24 protein-coding genes and 1 tRNA gene are annotated in these 22,479 nt (G+C 63.2%); 11 read left to right on the top strand and 14 right to left on the bottom strand.

Going from position 1 to position 22,479, the window contains the following annotated elements:
• Nucleotides 1–20: 20 nt before the first annotated feature.
• From BUB53_RS01340 to BUB53_RS01320, 5 genes are all read left to right on the top strand, one after another.
• Nucleotides 21–962 carry an SPOR domain-containing protein gene (locus BUB53_RS01340; protein WP_073031857.1) on the top strand — a complete coding sequence of 314 codons (942 nt, stop codon included), beginning with the start codon at nucleotides 21–23 and terminating at the stop codon, nucleotides 960–962.
• On the top strand, nucleotides 959–1,969 hold the full coding sequence (nagZ, locus tag BUB53_RS01335) for a beta-N-acetylhexosaminidase (RefSeq protein WP_229709460.1): 1,011 nt from the start codon (nucleotides 959–961) through the stop codon (nucleotides 1,967–1,969). The genes BUB53_RS01340 and nagZ overlap by 4 nt, the downstream gene beginning before the upstream one ends.
• Nucleotides 1,962–2,753, top strand: a complete 792-nt coding sequence (locus tag BUB53_RS01330) for a segregation and condensation protein A (protein WP_073031853.1) — start codon at nucleotides 1,962–1,964, stop codon at nucleotides 2,751–2,753. The genes nagZ and BUB53_RS01330 overlap by 8 nt, the downstream gene beginning before the upstream one ends.
• Before the next feature lie 4 nt (nucleotides 2,754–2,757).
• Nucleotides 2,758–3,411 (top strand): SMC-Scp complex subunit ScpB, encoded by a 654-nt coding sequence (gene scpB / locus BUB53_RS01325; RefSeq protein ID WP_073031851.1) that lies wholly within the window; start codon nucleotides 2,758–2,760, stop codon nucleotides 3,409–3,411.
• 81 nt (nucleotides 3,412–3,492) lie between these two features.
• Entirely contained in the window at nucleotides 3,493–3,711 is a 219-nt protein-coding gene (locus BUB53_RS01320; RefSeq protein ID WP_073031849.1) for a hypothetical protein, read from the top strand.
• Nucleotides 3,712–3,722: 11 nt separating this feature from the next.
• Here BUB53_RS01320 and BUB53_RS01315 read toward each other — a convergent pair whose 3' ends face one another.
• The 8 genes from BUB53_RS01315 to BUB53_RS01280 all read right to left on the bottom strand — a co-directional run bounded on the left by BUB53_RS01315 (nucleotide 3,723) and on the right by BUB53_RS01280 (nucleotide 9,396).
• Nucleotides 3,723–4,799, bottom strand: coding sequence for a 2'-deoxycytidine 5'-triphosphate deaminase (locus BUB53_RS01315; protein ID WP_073031846.1), 1,077 nt, complete (start codon nucleotides 4,797–4,799; stop codon nucleotides 3,723–3,725).
• Nucleotides 4,800–4,877: 78 nt separating this feature from the next.
• A tRNA-Pro gene (locus BUB53_RS01310) sits at nucleotides 4,878–4,954 on the bottom strand.
• A 77-nt stretch (nucleotides 4,955–5,031) separates the two neighbouring features.
• Nucleotides 5,032–5,970 (bottom strand): MerR family transcriptional regulator, encoded by a 939-nt coding sequence (locus BUB53_RS01305; RefSeq protein WP_073031844.1) that lies wholly within the window; start codon nucleotides 5,968–5,970, stop codon nucleotides 5,032–5,034.
• Nucleotides 5,971–5,984: 14 nt separating this feature from the next.
• On the bottom strand, nucleotides 5,985–6,287 hold the full coding sequence (gene ihfA, locus BUB53_RS01300; RefSeq protein ID WP_073031836.1) for an integration host factor subunit alpha: 303 nt from the start codon (nucleotides 6,285–6,287) through the stop codon (nucleotides 5,985–5,987).
• A 94-nt stretch (nucleotides 6,288–6,381) separates the two neighbouring features.
• Nucleotides 6,382–7,356, bottom strand: a complete 975-nt coding sequence (locus tag BUB53_RS01295; RefSeq protein ID WP_073031834.1) for a beta-ketoacyl-ACP synthase III — start codon at nucleotides 7,354–7,356, stop codon at nucleotides 6,382–6,384.
• The gene (gene plsX / locus BUB53_RS01290; RefSeq protein ID WP_373285757.1) at nucleotides 7,353–8,447 is read right to left on the bottom strand and encodes a phosphate acyltransferase PlsX; all 1,095 of its coding nucleotides are present in this window, start codon (nucleotides 8,445–8,447) and stop codon (nucleotides 7,353–7,355) included. The genes BUB53_RS01295 and plsX overlap by 4 nt, the downstream gene beginning before the upstream one ends.
• 35 nt (nucleotides 8,448–8,482) lie before the next feature.
• Nucleotides 8,483–8,689, bottom strand: a complete 207-nt coding sequence (gene rpmF / locus BUB53_RS01285; protein ID WP_073031830.1) for a 50S ribosomal protein L32 — start codon at nucleotides 8,687–8,689, stop codon at nucleotides 8,483–8,485.
• Between the two features lie 152 nt (nucleotides 8,690–8,841).
• Nucleotides 8,842–9,396, bottom strand: a complete 555-nt coding sequence (locus BUB53_RS01280; protein ID WP_073031829.1) for a YceD family protein — start codon at nucleotides 9,394–9,396, stop codon at nucleotides 8,842–8,844.
• An 86-nt stretch (nucleotides 9,397–9,482) separates the two neighbouring features.
• Here BUB53_RS01280 and BUB53_RS01275 point away from each other — a divergent pair, with 86 nt between their 5' ends.
• The 4 genes from BUB53_RS01275 to BUB53_RS01260 all read left to right on the top strand — a co-directional run bounded on the left by BUB53_RS01275 (nucleotide 9,483) and on the right by BUB53_RS01260 (nucleotide 13,540).
• Entirely contained in the window at nucleotides 9,483–9,938 is a 456-nt protein-coding gene (locus BUB53_RS01275) for an outer membrane protein assembly factor BamE (RefSeq protein ID WP_073031827.1), read from the top strand.
• A gap of 81 nt (nucleotides 9,939–10,019) precedes the next feature.
• Nucleotides 10,020–10,769, top strand: coding sequence for a GNAT family N-acetyltransferase (locus tag BUB53_RS01270; RefSeq protein ID WP_073031825.1), 750 nt, complete (start codon nucleotides 10,020–10,022; stop codon nucleotides 10,767–10,769).
• A 99-nt stretch (nucleotides 10,770–10,868) separates the two neighbouring features.
• Nucleotides 10,869–12,704 (top strand): ABC-F family ATP-binding cassette domain-containing protein, encoded by a 1,836-nt coding sequence (locus BUB53_RS01265; RefSeq protein ID WP_073031823.1) that lies wholly within the window; start codon nucleotides 10,869–10,871, stop codon nucleotides 12,702–12,704.
• A gap of 53 nt (nucleotides 12,705–12,757) precedes the next feature.
• The gene (locus BUB53_RS01260) at nucleotides 12,758–13,540 is read left to right on the top strand and encodes an ion channel (RefSeq protein WP_073031821.1); all 783 of its coding nucleotides are present in this window, start codon (nucleotides 12,758–12,760) and stop codon (nucleotides 13,538–13,540) included.
• Nucleotides 13,541–13,641: 101 nt separating this feature from the next.
• On the opposite strand, the gene BUB53_RS01255 is transcribed toward BUB53_RS01260, so the two are convergent.
• From BUB53_RS01255 to BUB53_RS01230, 6 genes are all read right to left on the bottom strand, one after another.
• Nucleotides 13,642–14,397, bottom strand: coding sequence for a 3-hydroxyacyl-CoA dehydrogenase (locus BUB53_RS01255; RefSeq protein ID WP_073031820.1), 756 nt, complete (start codon nucleotides 14,395–14,397; stop codon nucleotides 13,642–13,644).
• A gap of 59 nt (nucleotides 14,398–14,456) precedes the next feature.
• Complete coding sequence (locus tag BUB53_RS01250; protein WP_073031818.1) at nucleotides 14,457–15,509, bottom strand: AbrB family transcriptional regulator; 1,053 nt, start codon at nucleotides 15,507–15,509, stop codon at nucleotides 14,457–14,459.
• A 43-nt stretch (nucleotides 15,510–15,552) separates the two neighbouring features.
• Entirely contained in the window at nucleotides 15,553–17,796 is a 2,244-nt protein-coding gene (locus BUB53_RS01245; protein WP_073031816.1) for a xanthine dehydrogenase family protein molybdopterin-binding subunit, read from the bottom strand.
• Nucleotides 17,793–18,257, bottom strand: coding sequence for a (2Fe-2S)-binding protein (locus tag BUB53_RS01240; protein ID WP_073031815.1), 465 nt, complete (start codon nucleotides 18,255–18,257; stop codon nucleotides 17,793–17,795). Before BUB53_RS01240 ends, BUB53_RS01245 begins: the two co-directional genes overlap by 4 nt.
• A gap of 100 nt (nucleotides 18,258–18,357) precedes the next feature.
• Nucleotides 18,358–19,122 carry a beta-keto acid cleavage family enzyme gene (locus BUB53_RS01235; protein WP_073031813.1) on the bottom strand — a complete coding sequence of 255 codons (765 nt, stop codon included), beginning with the start codon at nucleotides 19,120–19,122 and terminating at the stop codon, nucleotides 18,358–18,360.
• A complete protein-coding gene (locus BUB53_RS01230; protein ID WP_073031810.1) occupies nucleotides 19,119–20,441 on the bottom strand; it encodes an aspartate aminotransferase family protein in 1,323 nt (440 codons plus the stop codon). The genes BUB53_RS01235 and BUB53_RS01230 overlap by 4 nt, the downstream gene beginning before the upstream one ends.
• A 114-nt stretch (nucleotides 20,442–20,555) precedes the next feature.
• Between BUB53_RS01230 and BUB53_RS01225 the strand changes: the two genes are divergently transcribed.
• Both BUB53_RS01225 and BUB53_RS01220 read left to right on the top strand, forming a co-directional pair.
• On the top strand, nucleotides 20,556–21,419 hold the full coding sequence (locus tag BUB53_RS01225) for a MurR/RpiR family transcriptional regulator (protein WP_229709461.1): 864 nt from the start codon (nucleotides 20,556–20,558) through the stop codon (nucleotides 21,417–21,419).
• Nucleotides 21,420–21,453: 34 nt separating this feature from the next.
• Nucleotides 21,454–22,422, top strand: a complete 969-nt coding sequence (locus BUB53_RS01220) for a TAXI family TRAP transporter solute-binding subunit (protein ID WP_073033655.1) — start codon at nucleotides 21,454–21,456, stop codon at nucleotides 22,420–22,422.
• Nucleotides 22,423–22,479: the final 57 nt, after the last annotated feature.

Here is a 22,479-nt window from a genome sequence, read left to right as displayed (position 1 = left end):
GCGGTAAAACGAGGCGAGACATGGCAGACATGCAGGGCATGCAGCATATGGCTGCGGCAGAGCAGGGTAATACCGTAAGGAAATTCACCAATCTGGCGGGTGCGGCTGTATCGCTGGCGCTGATCGCCGGTGTGGGGGTCTGGGGCTACAAGATCATGGTGCGCGATGTCAGCGGCGTTCCGGTGGTCCGGGCGGCGGAAGGGCCGATGCGCGTTCAGCCGGAAAATCCCGGCGGGCGGCAGGCGCTCAATCAGGGCCTGGCCGTGAACAAGGTGGCCGCCGAGGGAACCGCGGCCAAACCCGCCGACCGGCTGATCCTGGCGCCCAGGCCGCTGGACCTGACGCTGGAAGATCAGCCCTCCGATCAGATGGCGCGGGCCGCCACCGAAGAGGCCGAGATCAGCCCTGCCGCCGAGGCCGAGGAGCCGCCGCTTACCGATCCCGAGTCGGTTCAACTGGCGGCTGCCGAAGCCCTGGCCACGCAACTGGCGACGGGGTCTCCGACGTTTGAAGACGACAATGACGATGTTGCGGCGACCGCGCCAGACGCCGAACCCGAAGCGGAGGAATCGCAACCTGCAACGGTGAGCGGGGGGCTTGGCCGGTCGTTGCGCCCGCAGGTGCGCCCGGCGTCGCTGGCGAAGGTCGAGCAGGTGGCGGCGGTGGCCGAGCCCGAGACGCAGCGCAATGTCGATCCGGAGTCCATTCCCGCGGGCACGCGCATGGCGCAGCTTGGGGCGTTCGAATCCGCAGAGATCGCGCAAAAGGAATGGGAGCGCCTCAACGGCAGGTTCTCGGAATACCTGGCGGACAAGGATCGCGTCGTGCAAAAGGCGCAAAGCGGCGGGCGGACCTTCTACCGGTTGCGCGCCATGGGCTTTTCCGACCTCAGCGATGCGCGGCGGTTCTGTTCGGCACTTGTTGCCGAGAACACCGATTGCATTCCGGTGGTCACACGGTGAGTGCGCCGTTCGGGGCCTGCATCCTCGATGCGGAAGGGCTGCGGCTGACGCCGGACGAAAAGCAGTTGTTCGCGCGCGCCAATCCTTTCGGCTTTATCCTGTTCGCGCGTAATATCGACACACCGGATCAGGTGCGCGCCCTGTGCGCAGACCTGCGCGATGCCGTGGGCCGCGATGCGCCGATCACCATTGATCAGGAAGGCGGGCGCGTGCAGCGCCTGCGCGCGCCGCAATGGCGCGAATGGCTGCCGCCGCTGGAACATGTGGCCGAGGCGGGCCAAAACGCCGCCGAGGCGATGTATGTGCGGTATCGCCTGATCGCGGCTGAACTGCACGATCTGGGGATCGACAGCAATTGTGCGCCGCTGGTCGATGTGGCGGGGCCGCAGACCCATGATTTTCTCAAGAATCGCTGTTATGGCTTCGATGCGGGCACGGTGGCGCGCATGGGCCGCGCGGTGGCTGACGGGCTGCTGGATGGCGGGGTGTTGCCGGTGCTCAAGCATATCCCCGGACATGGCCGGGCGGTGGTGGACAGTCACCTCGATCTGCCGGTGGTCGATGCGCCGCATGCCGAGTTGAGCAGCATCGACTTTGCGCCGTTCCATGCGCTGAACGACCTGCCGATGGGGATGACGGCGCATCTGGTCTATTCCGCGCTCGACGCGCGGCCTGCAACCTTGTCGCCGGTGATGATGGGGCTGATCCGCGAGGAAATCGGGTTTGACGGGCTGATCATGACCGACGATATCTCGATGAAGGCGCTGAACGGCTCGCTGCCGGATATTGCGCGCGGATCGCTGGAGGCGGGTTGTGACGTGGTGTTGCTGTGCAATGCCTCGCTTGACGAGCGTTGTGCGGTCGCCGAGGCGTCCGGCCAGCTGTCGGAGGCGGGGCAGGCGCGCGCGGAAAGGGCGCTTGCCGCCCGGAAAACACCCGATGAGGTTGACATTCCCGCCCTTGAAGCAAAGCTTGACGCGTTGCTAAACGGGCGCGGTGATGGCTGACGACGAATTCGACGACAATCAGGCAAGCGTGACCAGCGTCGCCGACCGCATGGCGGCGGAGGCGCTGATTGTCGATGTCGACGGGTTCGAGGGGCCTCTGGACCTTCTGCTGACGCTCAGTCGCACGCAGAAGGTCGATTTGCGCAAGATCTCGGTTCTGCAACTGGCGCATCAATACCTGGCCTTCGTGGAGAAGGCCAAGCAGTTGCGGATCGAACTGGCCGCCGATTACCTTGTCATGGCCGCCTGGCTGGCCTTCCTGAAATCCCGCTTGTTGTTGCCCCCCGACCCGACAGAAGAGGGCCCATCGGGCGAGGAACTGGCCGCGCATCTGGCGTTTCAGCTGGAGCGCCTGCAAGCCATGCGCGAACAGGCGGCCCGGCTGATGGCGCGCGATCAGTTGGGGCGCGATTTCTTTGCCCGCGGCATCCCCGAAGACGTGATGCGCGTCAAGCGCGTGACCTATACGGCCAGCCTGCTGGACCTGATGCAGGGCTATGCGCGCATTCGCACCAAGGACGAGTTCCGCCCCTATGTGATGGACCGCGACGCGGTGTTCACGCTGGAGCAGGCGTTGGAGCGCATGCGACCCCTGATCGGGTTTGCGGCGACCTGGACGGATATTTCAACCTATCTTCCCGAGGGCTTTACCTCGGACCCCGCGCGCATCCGCTCGGCCACGGCATCGACCTTTGCCGCCTCTCTGGAACTGGTCAAGGAAGGCAAGGCGGAGATCCGACAGGAGGACACATTCGCGCCGATCCAATTGCGGCGCAAGGATTAAGAGCATGTCAGACGAGACTGAAAACAAAGAAGAAAGCCTGTTCGATGCGCCCCCCATTGCCGAGCAGGAACGCATGTGCGAGGCGATGCTGTTTGCCAGTGCCGAACCGATCACCGTCAGGGAGATGGAGGCGCGGATGCCGCATGGCTGCGATGCCGCCGAGGCGTTGGCGCATCTGCGCAAACGCTATGACGGGCGCGGGGTGCATGTGGTCAAGGTGGGAGATGCCTGGGCGCTGCGCACGGCGTCGGACCTCGGGTTCCTGATGCAGAAGGAAACCGTGGAAACCCGCAAACTCAGCCGCGCGGCAATCGAGACCCTGGCGATCATCGCCTATCACCAGCCGGTCACCCGTGCCGAGATCGAGGAAATTCGCGGGGTTTCGGTGAGCCGGGGAACGGTCGATCAGTTGCTGGAAATGGAGTGGGTCCGTTTTGGGCGGCGCAAGATGACGCCGGGCCGCCCGGTGACTTTCGTGGTCACGCAGACGTTTCTGGATCATTTCGGGCTGGAATCGGCACGCGACCTGCCGGGGCTGAAAGAGTTGCGATCCGCTGGCCTGCTGGAAAGCCGCCCGCCGCCGGGGGCCATGCCGCAATCGCCGGAGGAGGGCGAAGAGGGCGAGGACACCGATCAAAGCGAGATGTTCGAAGAATAATCCCGCAAAAACCGGCCGGATGCCCTGAAATTTGCATTGTTTGATGTTATGTGATGTTCATAGGCAGATCAGGAGGGCGTCATGAACGTCAATCAGCTTGTCAATATGTTCGTTCGGATCGTCGTCCGGCGGCTGATGAACGGCGGTGTGAATGCCGGGATCAACGCGGTCAGCAAACGCAAGGCGCGCGGTGAGACGGATACGCCCGAACAGACGCGGGCTCAGGGCCCCGACAGCAAGAAAACCCAGCAACGGGCCCGGCAGGCGATGCGCATCACGCGCCGTTTCGGAAAGTTCTGAGCGCGGGGCACTCAGACGGTGCGGAAATGCTTGCTGAGCTTCAGGCCTTGTCCCTGATAGTTCGATTTCAGGTCCGCCCCATAGAGGTGCTGCGGCACCTGATCCATCTTCTCGTAAACCAGCCGCCCCACGACCTGCCCGTGTTCCAGAACGAACGGGGCCTCATGACAGCGCACTTCCAGCACGCCGCGCGACCCGGCACCGCCGGCGGCGTCATGGCCGAAACCGGGGTCGAAGAAGCCTGCGTAATGCACCCGGAATTCCCCGACCATGGCCAGATACGGCGCCATTTCGGCGGCATAGGCAGGGGGGATATGCACCGCCTCGCGGCTGACGAGGATGTAGAACGCGCCGGGGTCGAGGATGATGCGCCCGGAATCGGAATGGACCTCTTCCCAATATTCCGCCGGGTCGTAGCCGCCGATATTGTCGAGGTCGATCACCCCTGTATGCGGTTTGGCGCGATACCCGACGAGGGTTCCGCTGGCGGGCTTCAAATCCACGGAAAAGCCCAGCCCGTCGCTGATCACCGCCTCGCCGTCGACAAGCGGCGTTTCGGCGTTGAGCGCGCGCAGGGCCGCATCGTCGAGAATCGCCTGACCTTCGCGAAAGCGAATCTGATTCAGCCGCATGCCGGGACGAACCAGGACCGAGAAGGAGCGCGGACAGATTTCGGCGTAAAGCGGGCCGGAATAGCCCTGTGGAACGCGGTCGAACTCGGTTCCGCCATCGGTGATCATCCGGGTCAGAAGATCGAGCCGCCCGGTCGAGGATTTGGCATTGGCGACCGCCTGCAACCCCGCCGGAAGGTCGAGATGTTCCATCAGGGGCACGACATAGACACAGCCCTTTTCCAGAACCGCGCCCTGGCTGAGGTTGATCCGGTGCATTTCCAGTTCGGCCAGACGGTCGGCGACGCTGCGGCCGTGCCCCGACAGGAACGAGGCGCGCACACGGTAGGCCACCTTGCCCAATCTCAGGTCGAGGCTGGCGGGCTGGATCTGTTCGGGAATGATGGCGGGCTGCGCCGAAATGCGCCCGTCGGCGATCAGGGCCGAAATCTGCTGGCTGGCAAGAACACCGGTCATGTCATCCCCCGTTTCCTCCGGGCATACCCGTTGCCGGGACATACCCCGCGTCGGGTGCCGGTGATGGGGGCGGTTTCATGGTCGGGCTAGCAGGATTCGAACCTGCGACCTCCCGTCCCCCAGACGGACGCGCTACCAGACTGCGCTATAGCCCGACATGTGGCCGTTACATACCGGTTTTGGCAGGGGGAACAAGAGGGAAATCCGATTTTTCGTGTCGGAATTCGTGCAATTACCTGTCCGGGTGGATCACTGCGTGCAGGCGTTCGGCCAGCGCGGCGATCCGTTTTGACGTTTTGCTGTCGGGGACCGAGGAAAGGCGGCTCAAACGGGCCAATACACCGAACTCGGCTGCAATCGTATCGGACGGATCGTCGGGCAGGTCGATATTGTCCGGGGCAGGGGCGGGAGGGCTTTCCGCGGCCGGTTCCTGTTCGGCCTCGGTGATCTCGGTCGCGGTGGCTTCGGAGTTGTCTTCTGTCAGCGGGGCAGCCGTTTCGGGGGGCTCATCTGGGCTGTGGTCGAACCCCGTACCGTCGTCGGGCTGAGCAGGCGCGGCATGCGAAATGTCGGGGTCCGTTTCGTCCGTGCTGGCCTCGACGCTTTCGGGAAGTGGCGGCGCTTCGGGAGGGGGGGCGGGGGTCTCTTGCACCGGCGGTGTCGTCGGCGCATCGGACTCATCGCTGACGCTTGCTGCATCCGCGTCTTTCGGGGGCTGTTCAGTTTCGGACGGGGTGATGTCCTCCAAATCGAGTTTACCCTGTCCGGCATCCTTTGCGGTGGATTTCGTTTTCGTGTCCGGGGTGGTGCCACGGGAGAAATCCAGCACGGTGGCCCCTTCGGGTCGGGAGGTTTCCTGAGCGTCAACGGTGATTCCCGCATCTCCGTCCAGATCGTCCAGCGGCGGAGACAGCTGTGCCACGTGTTTGACGCCTTGTTCGCGCAGCAGCTTTTGCACGCCCTTGATCGTCATGCCGTCGTCATGCAGCAGTTTCTTGATTCCACCGAGAAGGAGCATGTCGGCAGGGCGGTAATACCGCCTGCCACCCGCGCGCTTGACCGGTTTGACCTGACTGAACTTGCTTTCCCAGAATCTCAATACATGGGCCGGGGTTTCAAGCCAGTCGGCCACCTCGCTGATTGTCCGGAAGGCGTCGGCGGATTTGCCCATGATCGACGGATATCCTAGCGTTTATTGCCGACCGCAACCCGATCCTTCATCAGATGCGAGGGACGAAATGTCAAAACACGGCGCGGATTGATCGGAACCTCTTCGCCGGTTTTGGGATTGCGGCCCACGCGGGCCGATTTCTCGCGGACCGAGAAGGTGCCGAACGACGAAATCTTTACCTGCTCGCCGCTCACAAGAGCATCGGACATATGTGCCAGGACACTTTCGACAAGCTGTGCGGAATCGTTGCGCGACAGGCCGACCTCGCGAAAGACCGCTTCGCTCAGATCCATTCTGGTGATTGTTTTCTCGGTCATTTCTTTCCCTCTTTGCTTGGCAGACTTTAGGGCGGAAGGATTTTCCGAGTCAATGTCAACGACTTGGCGGTATCTCTTTAAGCGAAAAACGGACCTACCAGCGCAGGACGACCGCCCCCCAGGCCAGCCCGCCGCCAATGGCCTCGGACAGGACGAGGTCGCCTTGCCGGATGCGGCCCTGTTCGACACCGACCGACAGGGCGAGCGGAATCGACGCGGCAGAGGTGTTGCCGTGGTCCTGCACGGTGACGATGACCTTGTCCATCGACAGGCCCATTTTCCTGGCGGTGCCCTGAATGATGCGGATATTGGCCTGATGCGGCACGATCCAGTCGACATCGCTGCCTTGCAGGCCGATCTTGTCCAAAGCCGCATCGGCGGTGGAGGTCAGTTTTTCGACAGCCTGGCGGAATAGGGGATTGCCCTGCATGCGCAGCTTGCCCGCCGTCCCGGTCGAGGAGACCCCGCCATCGACATAGAGCATCTCGCGATAGCGCCCGTCCGAGTTCAGGTCGGCCGACAGCACGCCACGATCTTCGGTGCTTCCGTTTCCTTCCTGCGCGCCGAGAATCAAGGCGCCTGCGCCGTCGCCGAACAGAACGCAGGTCGACCGGTCGGTCCAGTCCATGATCCGGCTGAAGGTTTCCGCGCCGATGACCAGAAGGCGCCTGGCCTGACCGGCCACGATCAGCGCATGGGCGTTGGTCAGTGCATAGACGAACCCGGCACAGACCGCCTGCACGTCAAAGCCGAACCCACGTGTCATGCCCAGATCGCGTTGCACCATGGTGGCGACCGAGGGAAAAGTCAGATCGGGTGTCGAGGTGGCCACGATGATCCCGTCGATATCCTCGACGCTCAGCCCCGCGTTTTCCAGCGCCGCGCGCGCGGCGCGCACGGCCAGATCGGACGTCGTCTGATCCTCAGCCGCGAAATGCCGCCGCTCGATCCCCGAGCGCGTGCGAATCCATTCGTCCGAAGTATCGAGGCTTTTCTCGAATTCCGAATTCGGAACGATCCGGTCAGGCAGGTAATGCCCAACCCCTTCCACGACGGCGCGCAGAGTCATGCAGTGTCACCATTGTCTGAGTTGTCAGTTGCGCCATCTTGGTCAAGCATCGTGGCGGATGCAACCCGCGCGGCCAGCTTTTGGGTAAAGCCCGATTGTGCCAGTTCGAAGGCCAGTTTCACGGCGGCGGAAACACCGGTGGAGTCCGCTGCCCCGTGCGATTTGACGACCGTACCGTTCAGCCCGAGGAAAACGCCGCCGTTGGCGCGGCGCGGGTCGATTCGTTTTTGCAGCCGCCGGAGCGATGTGTAAGCCAGAACCGACGCCAGCCGCGACAGGGGGGAGTAGCGGAACGCCTCGCGCAGCAATTCCGAGATCAGCCCGGCGATCCCTTCGCCCGTCTTCAGCGCCACGTTGCCGGTGAACCCGTCGGTCACGATCACGTCGCAGACGGTGCCGGGCAGGTCGCGCCCCTCGACGAAGCCGACGAATTCGAAATCCGAATGCGCCGCGTTGGCGGCGATCAGATCATGGGCTTCTTTCAGTTCGGCGCGTCCCTTGTGCTCTTCGGTGCCGACGTTCAGCAGCCCGACACGCGGGCGCGACAGCCCGAAACCGTTGCGCGCATAGGACGTGCCCATCAGGGCGTATTGCATCAGATCCTTGGCGTCGGCGCGAATATCGCCGCCGCCATCCAGCATGATGTTGAATCTCTGCGGGTTGTTCGACGGCCAAAGCACGGCGATGGCGGGGCGATAGATGCCTGTCAGCTTGCGCAGCCGCACCACCGACAACAGCATCAGCGCCCCGGTATTGCCGCAGGACACGCAAACCGTCGCCTCGCCGTTGCGCACCGATTCCAGCGCCGACCACATCGAGGTCTCGCGCCCGTTGCGCAGGACATGGCTGGGCTTGTCCTCCATCTTGACGATATCGGTCGCATGCCGGATTTCACAGCGTCCGGCCAGGTGCCTGCGCTTGGCAACCAATGGTTCCAGCGTTTCACGGGGGCCGTGCAGGATGAAGGCGATATCCGGATTCTTCCTGGCCGAATGCGCGATGCCGGCAACAACAGTTGCCGGCCCCTTGTCGCCACCCATGGCGTCTATAGAAATGATGGTGCGTCCGGCACCCGCGTTAGAATTTTCCATTCCTGCGGTCATGCGGACGCCCGCCCTTCAGATATTCAGGCCGCGTCTTCATCCAGATCGACTTCGTCAACCATGGCGACGACTTCGCGGTCGGCGTAATGACCGCAGGCCGAGCAAACATGATGCGGACGCTTCAGTTCGCCACAGTTGGGGCATTCATTCGGGTTGGCCGCAACCAGCGCGTCATGGGCGCGGCGGTTGTTGCGGCGCGATTTCGAGACTTTGTTCTGTTGGACAGCCATGTCGCAACCTCAATTTCCTGTGGGCCATGCGGCCCGGTTTCACGAGTGTCCGCGGCTCTTAATCCGTACAGAGCCGCCGGTTCAACCCCAAATTCCGGTGAGAGCGCGAAAATACAGCGAATTCGGGTCAGGGCAAGCGGTTTTTTCGCAACTCAGCCCTTGCCGTCCAATTTGTCCCGGAGCGACGCGAGGGCGGCAAAGGGTTTGGTCTCTTCCTCGCGGATCGGGTCGGCTCCGGGCGGGGTAAACTCGGTTCGTTCCAGAGCGGCCTCGTCGCGGCGGGGATAGTCGGGGAGGGCCAGTGTCAGCGCTTCGATCATCACGGCGGTCAGGTCAATGGCCTCGGGGAGCGGTTCTGCCGAGTCGTCTTCGGGCATTTCGATTTCCTCGCCGTCCGGCGTGCCGGGCATATCGGCGACGAACACGCGTTCCACCGGCGTATCCAGGCGCGTGGTGACCGGCTCCAGCGAGACGACACAGGGTTGGATCACCGTCGCGCCGAGCGTGGCATCGAGCCGCCAGTCGTGTTTGCCCTGGGAGGCCAGTGTGCCGGTGAACGAAACCTTGCGCAGCCCCGAAAGGCCCAGCTGTTCCGCGATGCGTTCCATCTCGGGTTTGCCGGGACGCAGGGCAAAGCGAACCGGCCGCCCCGCGGACAGCTCTGCGATGCGGTAGACCGTCCTGGCCGAAGTGCTGTCCTGGGTCAAAGCGCTGTCTTCCTTTCTTGAACCTGTGCCCCACCTTGTTGTAAGCGGGATAAAAGGCATATCGGGCCAATATCAAGAGGGTGGACATGTTTGGTATCATAAAGCGGACGCGCGGCGCCATGGTCGTGCTTGGCCTGATCGCCCTCACTGCCTGTTCCGCCACCTACAGGAATCATGGCTACGTGCCTCTTGAGGAAGACCTTCAGCAACTGGTTGTCGGCGTGGATACCCGTGCCACGGTTGACGATATGATCGGGGCGCCTTCTACGGCCGGAATGCTGGATCAGGGCGATTACTACTATGTGCGCAGCCGCGTTCGCGAATTCGGCATGTACCGCCCCGAGGTCGTCGAACGGCAGGTGCTGGCCATCAGTTTCGCCGAAGACGACACCATCGCCAATATCGAACGATTCGGTCTCGAGGACGGGCATATCGTGCCGTTGTCGCGCCGTGTGACCGACTCGTCGGTCATCGATAATGGCTTCCTTCGTCAGATTCTCAGTAATATCGGCAATATCGATCCATCGCAGATGTTCAACTGATCCGCGTCAAGCCTTTGTCATATCTTGCGTGCCATTGTGCCCACGCTTACCGTTTTCGAACGGTCGACTGAGGTGGATGACATGGCGGCATTGTGCAAGGGGCGCTATCGGGCGCGCATCGCGCAAGACGGCAAGGATGTGATCGCGGCGCAGCGTCTTCGGGCGCTGGCGTTTCTGGACGGGGCCGGACATGACGACAGCATCCTGGATCGGGACGGTTTCGACGACATCTGCACGCATGTTCTGGTGGAAGAGGTCGCGGGCGAACGCCTTGTGTGCTGTTTCCGCCTTCTGCCGCTGAGCGGCGGAGCCGATATCGGGCGCAGCTATTCGGCGCAGTTTTACGAGCTTTCGGCGCTCAGGGCGTTCGAGGGGCCGATGGTGGAAATGGGGCGGTTTTGCATCCACCCCGACCTGCATGACCCGGATGTGATCCGCGTGGCCTGGGGGGCCATGACGCGCTACGTGGATGAAAACGGGGTCGAGATGCTGTTTGGCTGTTCGTCCTTCAAAGGGACCGATGCCGAGCGCTATCTGGACGCCTTCGCCATGCTGGCCGAGCGCCACATCGCGCCGCGTCGCTGGTTGCCGCGGGTTAAGGCGCCTTCGGTCTTTCGTTTTGCCCAACGGTTGCGGCTGCGCTCGCCGGATGCCAGACGGGCGATGCTGGGGATGCCGCCGCTGCTGCGCACCTATCTGTTGATGGGCGGGTGGGTCAGCGATCATGCGGTGGTCGACCGGCAGTTGAACACGCTGCATGTGTTCACGGGGCTGGAAATCGCCGCCATTCCCCCGGCGCGAAAGCGCCTGTTGCGCGCCGTTGCGCAATAGGCTGGCGCACCGACGAAATACCGACACGATACCGACGTTTTACCGGTGCCGCGTTTCAGGCCGCTTGACGCCTGCCGGGACGCGGGATAGCCCGCTGTCATGGCACGTATTCCGCTTTTGCAACTCTCCGATATTTCGCTGACCTTCGGCGGCGATCCGATCTTCGACAAGGTTTCTCTGGTGGTTCAGCCGGGGGACCGGGTGGCGCTTGTCGGGCGCAACGGGTCGGGCAAATCGACCTTGATGAAGGTCATGGCCGGGCTGGTCGAGGCCGATAGCGGCGATCGGGTCATCCCGCCCGGAACCAGCGTGGGATACATGGAGCAACATCCTGATATGTCAGGGTTTTCCACGCTCGGGGAATTTGCCTCCAGTGCCCTTGAGCCGGGCGAGATGTACCGGGTCGAGATGGCCGCCGAGGGGTTGAAGTTCGATCCGGCGATGCCGGTCGCGACGGCCTCGGGGGGCGAGCGGCGCCGTGCGGCACTGGCCAAGCTGATGGCCGAAGCACCCGATCTGATGTTGCTGGACGAACCGACGAACCATCTGGATATCGAGGCTATCGCGTGGCTGGAAGCGGAGCTGAAACAGACCCGTGCGGGGTTTGTCCTGATCAGTCATGACCGCGCGTTCCTGCGTGAACTTACACGTGCAACCCTCTGGATAGACAGGGGAATTGTGCGCCGACAGGAGAAGGGTTTTGGCGATTTCGAGGCGTGGCGTGACAAGGTTTGGGACGAAGAAGACCAGGCCCGCCACAAGCTGAACCGCAAGATCAAGGCCGAGGCCCGGTGGGCCGTCGAAGGGATCAGCGCGCGCCGCAAGCGCAATCAGGGCCGGGTGCGTGCCCTGCAGGATATGCGTGCCGAACGCGCGGCCCAGATCCGGCGTCAGGGGACGGCGGCGATGGCGTTGGACGCCGGGCCGAAATCGGGTAAGAAGGTGATCGAGGCCAAAGGAATTTCAAAGGCTTACGGCGATAATCTCATCCTGCGCGATTTTTCGATTCGCATTCAGCGCGGTGAACGGGTGGCCTTTGTCGGCCCCAACGGTGTCGGCAAGACGACGCTTCTGAAACTTCTGATGAAAGAGGTGGAACCGGATCAGGGAACTGTCCAGCACGGGACCAATCTGATTCCGGCGGTGTTCGATCAGTCCCGTGCGAAACTGGACCCGGAAATGACCCTGTGGGACAGCCTGACCGGGGATAAGGATATGCGCGTTTCGGGGCAGGCGGATCAGGTCATGGTGCGTGGACAGCCACGTCATGTGGTGGGATATCTCAAGGATTTCCTGTTTGATGAGCGGCAGGCCAGAGCGCCCGTCAAGTCCTTGTCAGGCGGGGAAAAAGCACGGTTGCTGCTGGCCAAGCTGATGGCGCGGGAAAGCAATCTGCTGGTGCTGGACGAACCGACCAACGATCTGGATATCGAGACACTGGACCTGTTGCAGGAGTTGCTGGACGATTTTGACGGTACGGTTCTGCTGGTCAGTCACGACCGCGATTTCCTGGATCGAGTGGCGACCACGACGATCGCGATGGAAGGCGACGGGCGGGCGACTGTCTATGCCGGGGGCTGGAGCGATTATCGGGCGCAGCGCGGGGATGTCCCCGAGCGGGCGTCGTTGCCCGGACCCGGAAAAAAACAAGTTAAATCAGATGCTAAAGAGGCCGATGCAAAGCCGCGCAAGCCTGTCAGGCCCGGCTTGTCCTTTACCGAAAAACACCGGTTGGAGGCCCTGCCGGAGGAAATCGGGAAGCTGGAAGCGGAGATTTCCAAGCTCGAAGAGCTGATGGCCGATCCGGACTTGTTCACCCGCGAGCCGGTCAAGTTTCGAAAGGCGAGCGAGGCGCTGAGCACCCGTCAGGCGGCCTTGCAGCAGGCCGAAGACGAATGGCTGATGCTGGCGGAAAAGGCCGAGACCGATGGCTGAATTTGCATGTCGGTGCGACGTCGGTATCGTGTCGGTAAACCATCGGTGCGGACATGGCTGAAGACAGACGGCTGAAAGACAGGATCAGGTTGCTCTACGAAGGGCGCAGCAAACGGGCGACGCGATTTCGTTATGGGCTGCTGATCTTCGATGCGCTTACCATCGTCTTTTTCCTGGCGACGGCCACGATGAAGCTGACGCCGGCGATCATGATCATGGATGCCCTGATCGCGTTCCTGATCCTGCTGGATCTGGTCTTGCGTTTCTGGATCGCCTCCAACCGCAAGTGGCTGATGCGCCGGGTCTATGTGTGGGTGGATATCGTGGTCCTCGCATCGCTGCTGGCGGCGCCGTTTATCGGGCAGGGGTTGGCGGTGCTCAGGGTCTTGCGGTCGCTGCGGCTGATTCATTCCTATCATCTGATGCGCGACCTGCGGCGCGATGCGCTGTTCTTTCGCCGGCATGAGGATGCCATCCTTGCGGCGGTCAATCTGCTCGTCTTCATTTTTGCCATGACGGCATTGGTTGACGTGCTGCGCGGCGGGCAGGAGCCGGGGCTGACCAACTATATCGACGCGCTGTATTTTACCGTTGCAACGCTGACGACCACGGGGTTTGGCGACATCACGATGACGACGCCGTTGGGCCGATTGCTGTCGGTGGGAATCATGGTGGTGGGCGTGGGCTTGTTCCTGCAACTGGTGCGGGCGATTTTTTCACCTGCCAAGGTCAAGCACAAGTGCCCCGAATGCGGATTGATCAAACACGATCAGGACGCGATCTATTGCAAGCATTGCGGGCATGATCTGAAAATCGAAACCGAAGGCGCGACCTGATCCGGCTGTGCACAGATTCGGGGCTGCGCCTGTATGATGTCGCGCTGAAGCCCGAAACCTATGTGCGCGAGGCGCTGTTTCCGGTCTTGGGCTGAGCTGTCTCACTGCATGCGCAGGGCACCGTCCAGGCGGATCACCTCGCCATTCAGGTAATCGCATTCGACAATGAAGCGCGCCAGTGCGGCGTATTCCGCCGGATCGCCGAGGCGCTTGGGAAAGGTGACATCCTGAGCCAGCTGATCCTGCACCTCTTGCGGCAGGCTTTGCATCATCGGGGTCATGAAGATGCCCGGCGCGATGGCCATGACGCGGATACCCTCGCGCGACAGATCCCGCGCCATCGGCAGGGACAGGCCGACGATCCCCCCCTTTGAGGCGGCATAGGCGGTTTGCCCTTTCTGCCCGTCGAAGGCCGCGACCGACGAGGTGTTCACGATCACGCCGCGCTCGCCGTTGGGGCCGGGGGCGTTCTGTGCAATCTCGGCAGCGGCCAGACGGGCCACGTTGAAGCTGCCGATCAGGTTGATGTCGATGGTGCGTCGGAAGGCGGCCAGATCGTGCGGGCCGTTTTTGCCAAGGGTTTTCTCCCCGACGACGATTCCGGCGCAGTTCACGGCGGCGGTGATCTTGCCCATATGGGATTTCGCCGTGGCGATGGCGTGCTGGACCGATGCCTCGTCGGTGACGTCGGTTTCCACGAAGGTTGCGCCGATGTCGCGGGCAACGGTTTCGCCACGGGTGCTGTCGCGGTCGAGGATCGTGACCTGTGCGCCCTGATTGCGGAAATGGCGGGCCGTGGCCTCGCCCAGTCCCGAGGCGCCTCCGGTGATGATCGCGGCGGTGTCTGTCATGCGCATGGCGGGTCTCCGATCCGTTAAATGAACGTGTGTTCAGATAACGCAGGGCAGGCCTTGTGTCAAAGGTAGCGGCGCAGCAAGCGGGAGGACAGGCTCAGGCTGAGGACGGTAATCAGGATGCGCCAGATATGATGCAGCGTGACCAGCGCCGGATTGGCCTGCAACGACAGGGCGACCAGCGCCATTTCGGTCACGCCGCCGGGGGCAAAGCTGATCAGCATGACGTCGAAGGGTTCATCCATGAGCAGATACAACGCTTCGGCAAAGAAGGCGGCAAGGATCAGCATGCCGCCGACCGACAGAAACGACAGGCCCATCCCGCGCAGAACCAGGTGGCGAGACAGGCCGGTGAAGCGCATTCCGAGCGCGGTGCCGACAACGATCTGGGCGACATTGACCAGCCATTGGGGAATGTCGAGGTGATAGGCCCCGCTGACCGACAGAAGCGCGGCCACTGCCATCGGTCCGGTCAATTGCCCGGCAGGCAGGCGTAACCAGCGCCCGGCCGCATATCCGGCCATTCCGGCCAGCACGATTACCGGAAGGGCCGACCACGGGACGCCATCATGAGCGAGAGACATACCGCTGGCACTGCCCACCGGCTGGCCCAGCCACAGTGACAAGCCTATTGGCAGGATCGTCACGACCAGGATGACGCGCATGAACTGTTGCAGCGTCAGCCGCGCCAGATCTGCGCCGGCCTCTTCGCCCATGGCCAGAGATTCGAACAGCCCGCCCGGCGTCGCGGAATAAAAGGCCGTCGCAGGATCATAGCCGCCGATGCGGCGGAAGATGGTGTAGTTGAAGGCATGCGCCACGGGGACGAACAGGACCATGGCGGAAAAGCTGAGCGCCAGTTGCGGTACGGAGGCCAACAGCTCGGGCGAGACCCGAGCGCCGATCATCAGCCCGATGACCGAAATAAAGGCCAGTCTCAACCACGCAGGAAAGTCGTATCCGGTCGGTAGATGTTGTGGCAGGACCGTGGCGATCACAGCGCTGACGACAAGTGGCCCCAGCAGGAAGGGCAGCGGCAGGCCGAGCAGCAGTGCAAGCCCCCCGGCGAGAGAGGAAAGCGCGAGCAGGGCAAGCGTGACGATCAGATGCGGCATGCCTCTAACAAGCACTCTGCGCGCTCAGAGGCAAGGGTGGGAATCAAATGAAATCCATATACTTGTTGAAAGGCATTTCACGCAGGCGTTTTCCCGTGGCGGCAAAGATGGCGTTGGCCAGGGCCGGGGCGGCGGGCGGCACCGGCGGTTCGCCCACGCCGTGCACGGTGTCGGCGTTTTCCAGACCGCGCACGGCGATGTCGGGGCACTGGTACAGCCGCATGAAAGGGAAGCTGTCGAAGTTCTGCTGTTCGGCCTGACCGTCGGCATAGGTGATCTCGGCCATGATGGCATGGCCCAGCCCCCAGATAACGCCGCCCTGAACCTGATTTTCAAAGTTCACAGGGTCCACGACGCGCCCGACCTCGGCGGCGACGAACACCTTGTCGATGCGGATTCCACCGGGGGTGTCGGTGACTTCGACCACCTCGGCGCAGGGGGTGCCGAAGGACAGGCAATAGGCCACGCCCCGGCCCGTGCCCTGTGGGAGGGGTGCGTCCCAGTTCGACATGTCGCCCACCGCCTCGAGCACCTTGCGCGAGGGGGCGTGATTGCACAGGCGCAGGCGTTCTTCCAGCGGGTCGGCCCCGGCGGCGTGGATCAGTTCGTCAAGGAAACTGTCGTGGAAGAACCCGTTCGAGGACGCGCCGACAGACCGCCAGGAACTGATCGGGGCCAGCCCTTTGGCGCGATAGCCGGTGACGCGGTAGTCGGGAATGGCAAAGGGCTGATCCCACGCCCCGGCCACGATCTGCAAATCGGGTCCGGCAATGGGAAGGCCCTGCCGCCCCATCTGCGAGGTGATGACCGATGGCATGGCGATCCCGAGGTCGCAGGCCGTTACCTGCCCATTCGCCACCGCCCCCCGGCCACGCGCCATGGCGATCTGACGGGGGTAGTCATGAGCCATGTCCTCTTCGCGCGAGAGGGTCAGATTGACCGGCGTGCCCTTGACCGCCAGGGCCAGTTCCGCCGCCTGCCGCACGACCGTGTCCTCCAGCCGATGGCCGAAACTGCCGCCCATCATCTGCACATGGACATGCACGTCGTCAGTATCGTGCCCGGTGATATCGGCCACGTTCTGCTGAACGAAGCGCGGGATTTGCGTCCCGGTCCAGACATCGACACGGGTGTCGGTGACCAGAACGGTGGCGTTTACCGGCTCAAGCGGGGCATGGGCCAGATAGGGCGCGCGGTATTCGGCCTGCACGGTATCGGCGCCTTGCAGGGCGGTGTCGACATCTCCGTCGTCCCTGAACCGGCTGTCGCGATTGGCCTCGGTAAAGCTGTCGGAGAGGGCTTGCCAGTGGGCCTCCATGTTTTCGGGGTAGCTGGCGTTGGGGTCCCAGTCGATCCCGATGGCATTCACGGCCTGCATGGCGCGCCATGTGTTGTCGGCCAGAACGCCCACGCCGCCGGTGATCGGCACGATCCTGTGCACGCCGCGCATGGTTTCGGCCTGCGCGGCGTCATGACTGTGCATCGCGCCGCCCTGGCGTGGATTGGTGCGCACGGCGGCGTACAGCATGCCCTCGAGGCGGGTGTCGATCCCGTAGGTCTGCGTGCCGGTGGATTTCGCGACGATATCGAGCCGTTGCATATCCTGGCCGATGAGCCGCCAATCTACAGGATCGCGCAGGGCGACATCCTCGACCGGGGCGATTTGCGCGGCAGTGGCGGCGAGATCCGTATAGGGCAGGCGGGTGCCGTCGGGCAGGATCACGGCCCCGTTCTCGGTGCGCAGGTCTGCGGTGTTCATGCCGGTTTGCGAGGCGGCCGCGGCCTTGAGCGTTTCGCGTGCCACGGCCCCGGCGTGGCGCAGTTTTTCCCAGCCATCCGGTACGGTGGTCGAGCCGCCGGTGATCTGGATGCCCATGAATTTCATCGGTGCGTCCAGAACAGCACGGGTGGTTTCGGCCATGAAACTGTCATCGGTGGATGCAAAGGGCGCCGAGTCATGCGACAGGGCGGTGTTGTAATAGGCCGGGCTTGGTGGGCCGGGATCGACAGCGACCTGATCCAGCGTCACGTCCAGTTCCTCGGCGATCAGAACGGCCTGCACGTTGTAGGCTCCCTGGCCCAGATCGGCGCGCGGCGTGATCAGGGTGATCCCTTGCGGGGTGATCCGCACATAGGGGGTGAGCGCCGCCTCGCCCTCGGCCAGACCGGACAGCAAGGGGTTTTCATGCGGGCGTTTATACATCACCACGCCAAAGGCGACGCCCCCCGCGATGGCTGCCGACCCGATCAGAAAGGTGCGGCGGGCGATCTTTCCGGCGCGGCTCATTCCGGGGCCTCCTGCAATCTGGCGGCGGCGGATTTCACTGCGGCGCGGATGCGTGGATAGGTGCCGCAGCGGCACAGATTGCCGCTGAGCGCATCGTCGATCTGTTCTTCGGTCGGAGCGGGGGTTTCCGCCAGCAGCGCGGCAGCCTGCATGATCTGGCCCGATTGGCAATAACCGCATTGCGCGACCTGATGGTCGATCCAGGCCGCCTGTACCGCATGCAATGCGTCAGGTGTGCCAAGGCCGTGGATCGTGGTGACCGGCCCCCAGACATCGCCCGCCAGCGTCTGACAGGACGGCACGGCGACCCCGTCGATCTGGACGGTGCAGGCCCCGCATTGCGCGATGCCGCAGCCGTATTTCACACCGGTAAGCCCAAGCTCGTCCCGAAGAACCCACAGCAGGGGCATTTCCGGTTCGATATCGAGATCGTGCAGGGTGCTATCGACGGTCAGTTTCATGCCAGACCCCTTTGCCTGTTCCATGCTTTGGCACAGGGTAAACCGATCAGTTCAGATGTCCAGCGAAAGCATCGCTCGGGCCTGGCGATGCGGCGGCGTATCAGGCGCAGGCGGCCAGCACCCGTTCCACCCGCTCGGCATTGTCGCGCGCAAGGCTGCCATCGGAATGCCAGAGCGAGTTTTCAAAACCCACGCGCAGTTTGCCGCCATGTTCATGCGCCTCGACCAGACAGGCGGTTTCGCTGCTGCCAAAGGCGCAAACCGCCCAGTCCGGGGACAGGGCGCGCGTTTCAAGTTGTGACAGAAACGGGTGCAGGTCGGCGGGATCGCTTTGTTGCCCTTCGCTGTAGCGGCCAAGCACGAAGATCAGTTGCAGGGCGGGCGTTTGCAACAGTTCGGGCGGCAGGATGCGCGCCAGAAGGTCGAATTCCTGCGGATCGTAGAGGATATGCTGGATCGCGATGTCGCGCGCGGCGCAGTCTTCGAAAAAGGCGCGGGCGGTCGTATCGGGCGTGTCGGTGGTCATTTCGCGGATCGAGGCCGAGACGAGGCTTGCGTTCGAGGTCAGGGCGATCTCTCGCTGATGGGCAGCGTCATAGAGACCGACGGCCTCGGTGGTGATTTGCAGGGCCATGTCGGGGACGGCGCTGCGCAGTTCGGCAAGTGCTTCGCGGTAGAGGCCCGCGTCCAGAATGTGCCGCCCCTCGGCATTGCGCAGGTGCAGGTGCAACCCGTCCGCCCCGGCCTGTCGGCAGGCACGGGCGGTTTCGACGATCTCGGGCAGGGTCATGGGCAGGGCCGGGTGATCGGCCTTGGTGCGGCGCGCGCCGTTGGGGGCAACCATCACGCGGGGCAGGGCGGTCATGCGAAAACCTTTCCGAAAGCGATATCGAGTTTGTCCACCAGTTCGCCGATCTGATCCTCGGTGATGATGAAGGGCGGGGCCAGCAAAACGTGGTCGCCCCGCTGCCCGTCGATGGTGCCGCCCATCGGGTAGCAGATCAGGCCGGCCTCGAACGCCGCCGCCTTGAGGGCTTTGTGGATGGCGCGGGACGGATCGAAAGGGTCCCTGGTTGTGCGGTCGGCCACGATTTCGAGCCCGCGAAACAGCCCGCGCCCGCGAATGTCGCCGATATGCGGGTGTTGGCCGAAGCGGTCTTTCAATGCGGTTTCCAGCACCTTGCCCATCTGGGCCGAGCGTGCGGTAAGCCCGCCATCGGTCAGCTTGCCGACCACCACATCGGCTGCGGCGCAGGCCAGCGGGTGGCCCATATAGGTGTGCCCGTGCTGGAAAAAACCTGAGCCGTCGCGGATCGCGTCGTAGATGCGAGCCGAGCACAGCATCGCGCCGACGGGTTGATACCCCGCGCCGAGGCCCTTGGCGATGGTGATAATGTCCGGGATCACGTCGTCCTGTTCGCTGGCGAACAGCGTGCCGGTGCGGCCCATGCCGCACATCACCTCGTCAAGGATCAGCAGGATGCCGTGGCGGTCGCAGATGTCACGGATGCGTTTGAAATAACCGGGAACCGCCGGAACGGCCCCGGCGGTGGCGCCGACCACCGGTTCGGCCACGAAGGCGATCACGGTCTCGGGGCCGACCCGTTGCAACTCGGCCTCCAGCTCATCGGCCACGCGCAGGCCATAGGCCTCGGGCGTTTCGCTGTCCTGCCGCCCGCGATATTCGTAACAGGGCGAGATATGGCTGGTTTTGATCATCAGCGGTGCGAAGGGCTCGCGCCGCCACGCATTGCCGCCGGTGGCCAGGGCGCCAAGGGTATTGCCGTGATAGCTTTGCCGACGGGCGATGAAGCGGGTGCGCTGTGGCTGGCCGGTTTCGAGGAAATACTGGCGCGCGAGTTTCAAGGCGGCTTCCACGGCCTCGGACCCGCCGGACACCAGATAAACCCGGTCGATTCCCTCGGGCGCATGGGCGATCAGGCGATCCGCCAGCCGTTCGGCGGGCTCGGAGGTGAAAAAGCCGGTATGGGCGAAGGCGATCCTGTCGGCCTGATCCTTGAGCGCGGCGGTCACGTCCGGGTCGGAATGGCCGAGGCAGGACACCGCCGCGCCCCCCGATCCGTCAAGGTACTGCTTGCCGCTTTGATCATAAATATAAGGCCCTTCACCGCGCGTGGCGAGGGGCAGGCTGGCTTTGGTGTGGCGGGGGAAAATGTGGCTCATGGCGCGACTCCGGATGGGTTGACGTGACTGAAACAGATGAATCGCGTATTGACAATATGTGAAACAGGTGAAACGAATTTGGGTTAAAAAATAACCTAACGGGGAGAAGACGGCTTGTCGGAGTCGTTCGAACAAAGACTGGCCCAACGGTTCAACGGCCTCAGCGAAAAGCTGCGTCTGGCCGGTGAATATGTGGCCAGCAATCCCGTGGACACCGCCACACGATCCCTGCGCGCCGTGGCCCATGACAGCGGGCTGGCGCCGGCCACGTTCTCACGTATGGCAAGGGCCGTCGGTTATAGCAGTTTCGAAGACCTGCGCGAGGAAATGCGCACCAAGATCGACCGGCGGGTGAACAGTTTTGCGGACCGGGCGGAGCGATTGCAAACGGCCCATGCGGCGGGTGAAACCGCATTCTTCGATGCCCATATCGGGGCCTGTCAGGCCAACCTGTCCAGCCTGTTGCACGACATCGACCGCGACCTTCTGGAGCACTGTATCGACAGGCTGCACGATGCGCGGCAGGTGCAGTTGCTGGGGGCTCTGGGATCGACCGGGGTGGTGGAATACCTTGCCTACATGGCGAATTTCTGCACCAACAACTGGTCGATGGCGAGCCGCATGGGATCGTCGCTCGGGGCCGGTCTGACGGGGCTCGATGAGCGCGATGCATTGATCATCGTGACGAAGCCGCCGTTTTCCACCCGTTCGATCGCCGCCGCCGAACTGGCCGCCCGTCAGGGGGCGTTCGTGATGGTGATCACCGACACGCATTCCTGCCCGGCGTTGCGCCACGCCTCTGCGGGATTCGTCGTGCCGACGGACAGTCCGCATTTCTATTCGTCCTACGTGGCCACGCTGGCCTTTGTGGAAACCATGATCGGGATGCTGGTCAGCCGGGCCGGTCCTGCCGCCCGCGAGCGGATCGCGAAGGTCGAAGAGAGCAACCGCCGTCTTGGAGAAGTCTGGGACGGCTGAAACGTCACCAAGCATCAAACAAAGGGAGACCATGATGTTTTCGAAGTTCAAATTCTCAATTGCCGGTGCGGCGCTTGCCGCGATGATGGCTCCGGCGGCTCAGGCCGAAGAGTTCATCACCATCGGCACCGGCGGCGTGACCGGGGTGTATTATCCCACGGGTGGCGCGATCTGCCGTCTGGTCAACAAGGGCCGCAAGGATCACGGCATTCGCTGCTCGGTCGAATCCACGGGCGGGTCGATCTACAACATCAAGACCATTCGCGCGGGCGAACTGGAATTCGGCGTTGCGCAATCGGACTGGCAGTACCACGCCTATAACGGCACCTCGAAATTCGAGGATGACGGTGCGTTCGAAGGCCTGCGCGCGGTATTCTCGGTTCATCCCGAGCCCTTCACCGTCGTGGCGCGCGCCGATGCCGGTGTGGCCAATTTCGAAGACCTCAAGGGCAAGCGCGTGAATATCGGCAACCCCGGCTCGGGGCAACGCGGCACGATGGAAGTGCTGATGGGCGCGCTTGGCTGGACCACCGACGATTTTGCCCTGGCGACCGAGTTGAAGGCCGCCGAGCAGAGCCAGGCCCTGTGCGACAACCAGATCGACGCGATGGTCTATACGGTGGGCCACCCGTCGGGCTCGATCCAGGAGGCCACCACGGCCTGTGACAGTGTGCTGGTGAATGTCAGCGGCGACGCGGTGCAGGGCCTTGTGGACGAGAACTCGTACTATCGTCTGGCGACCATTCCCGGCGGTATGTATCGCGGCAATGACGGTGACACGCAGACCTTTGGTGTCGGCGCGACCTTCGTGACCTCGGATGCCGTCAGCGAAGAGGCGGTCTACACGGTCGTGAAATCGGTCTTCGAGAACTTCGAGGATTTCAAGAAACTGCACCCGGCCTTTGCCAACCTTGAGCCCGAAGAAATGGCCACCGCGGGCCTGTCGGCCCCGCTGCATGCCGGTGCCGCCAAGTATTACCAAGAGCAGGGTTGGATCGAATAATCCGGCTTTGCCATCGGAAAGGGGCCCTCGGCGGCCCCTTTCCCGCCCCTAATTAAC

Origin of the sequence: Roseovarius pacificus (assembly GCF_900142665.1) — a bacterium.
Classification (GTDB): Bacteria; Pseudomonadota; Alphaproteobacteria; order Rhodobacterales; family Rhodobacteraceae; genus Roseovarius; species Roseovarius pacificus.
This window is presented reverse-complemented; position numbering and strand designations above follow the sequence as displayed.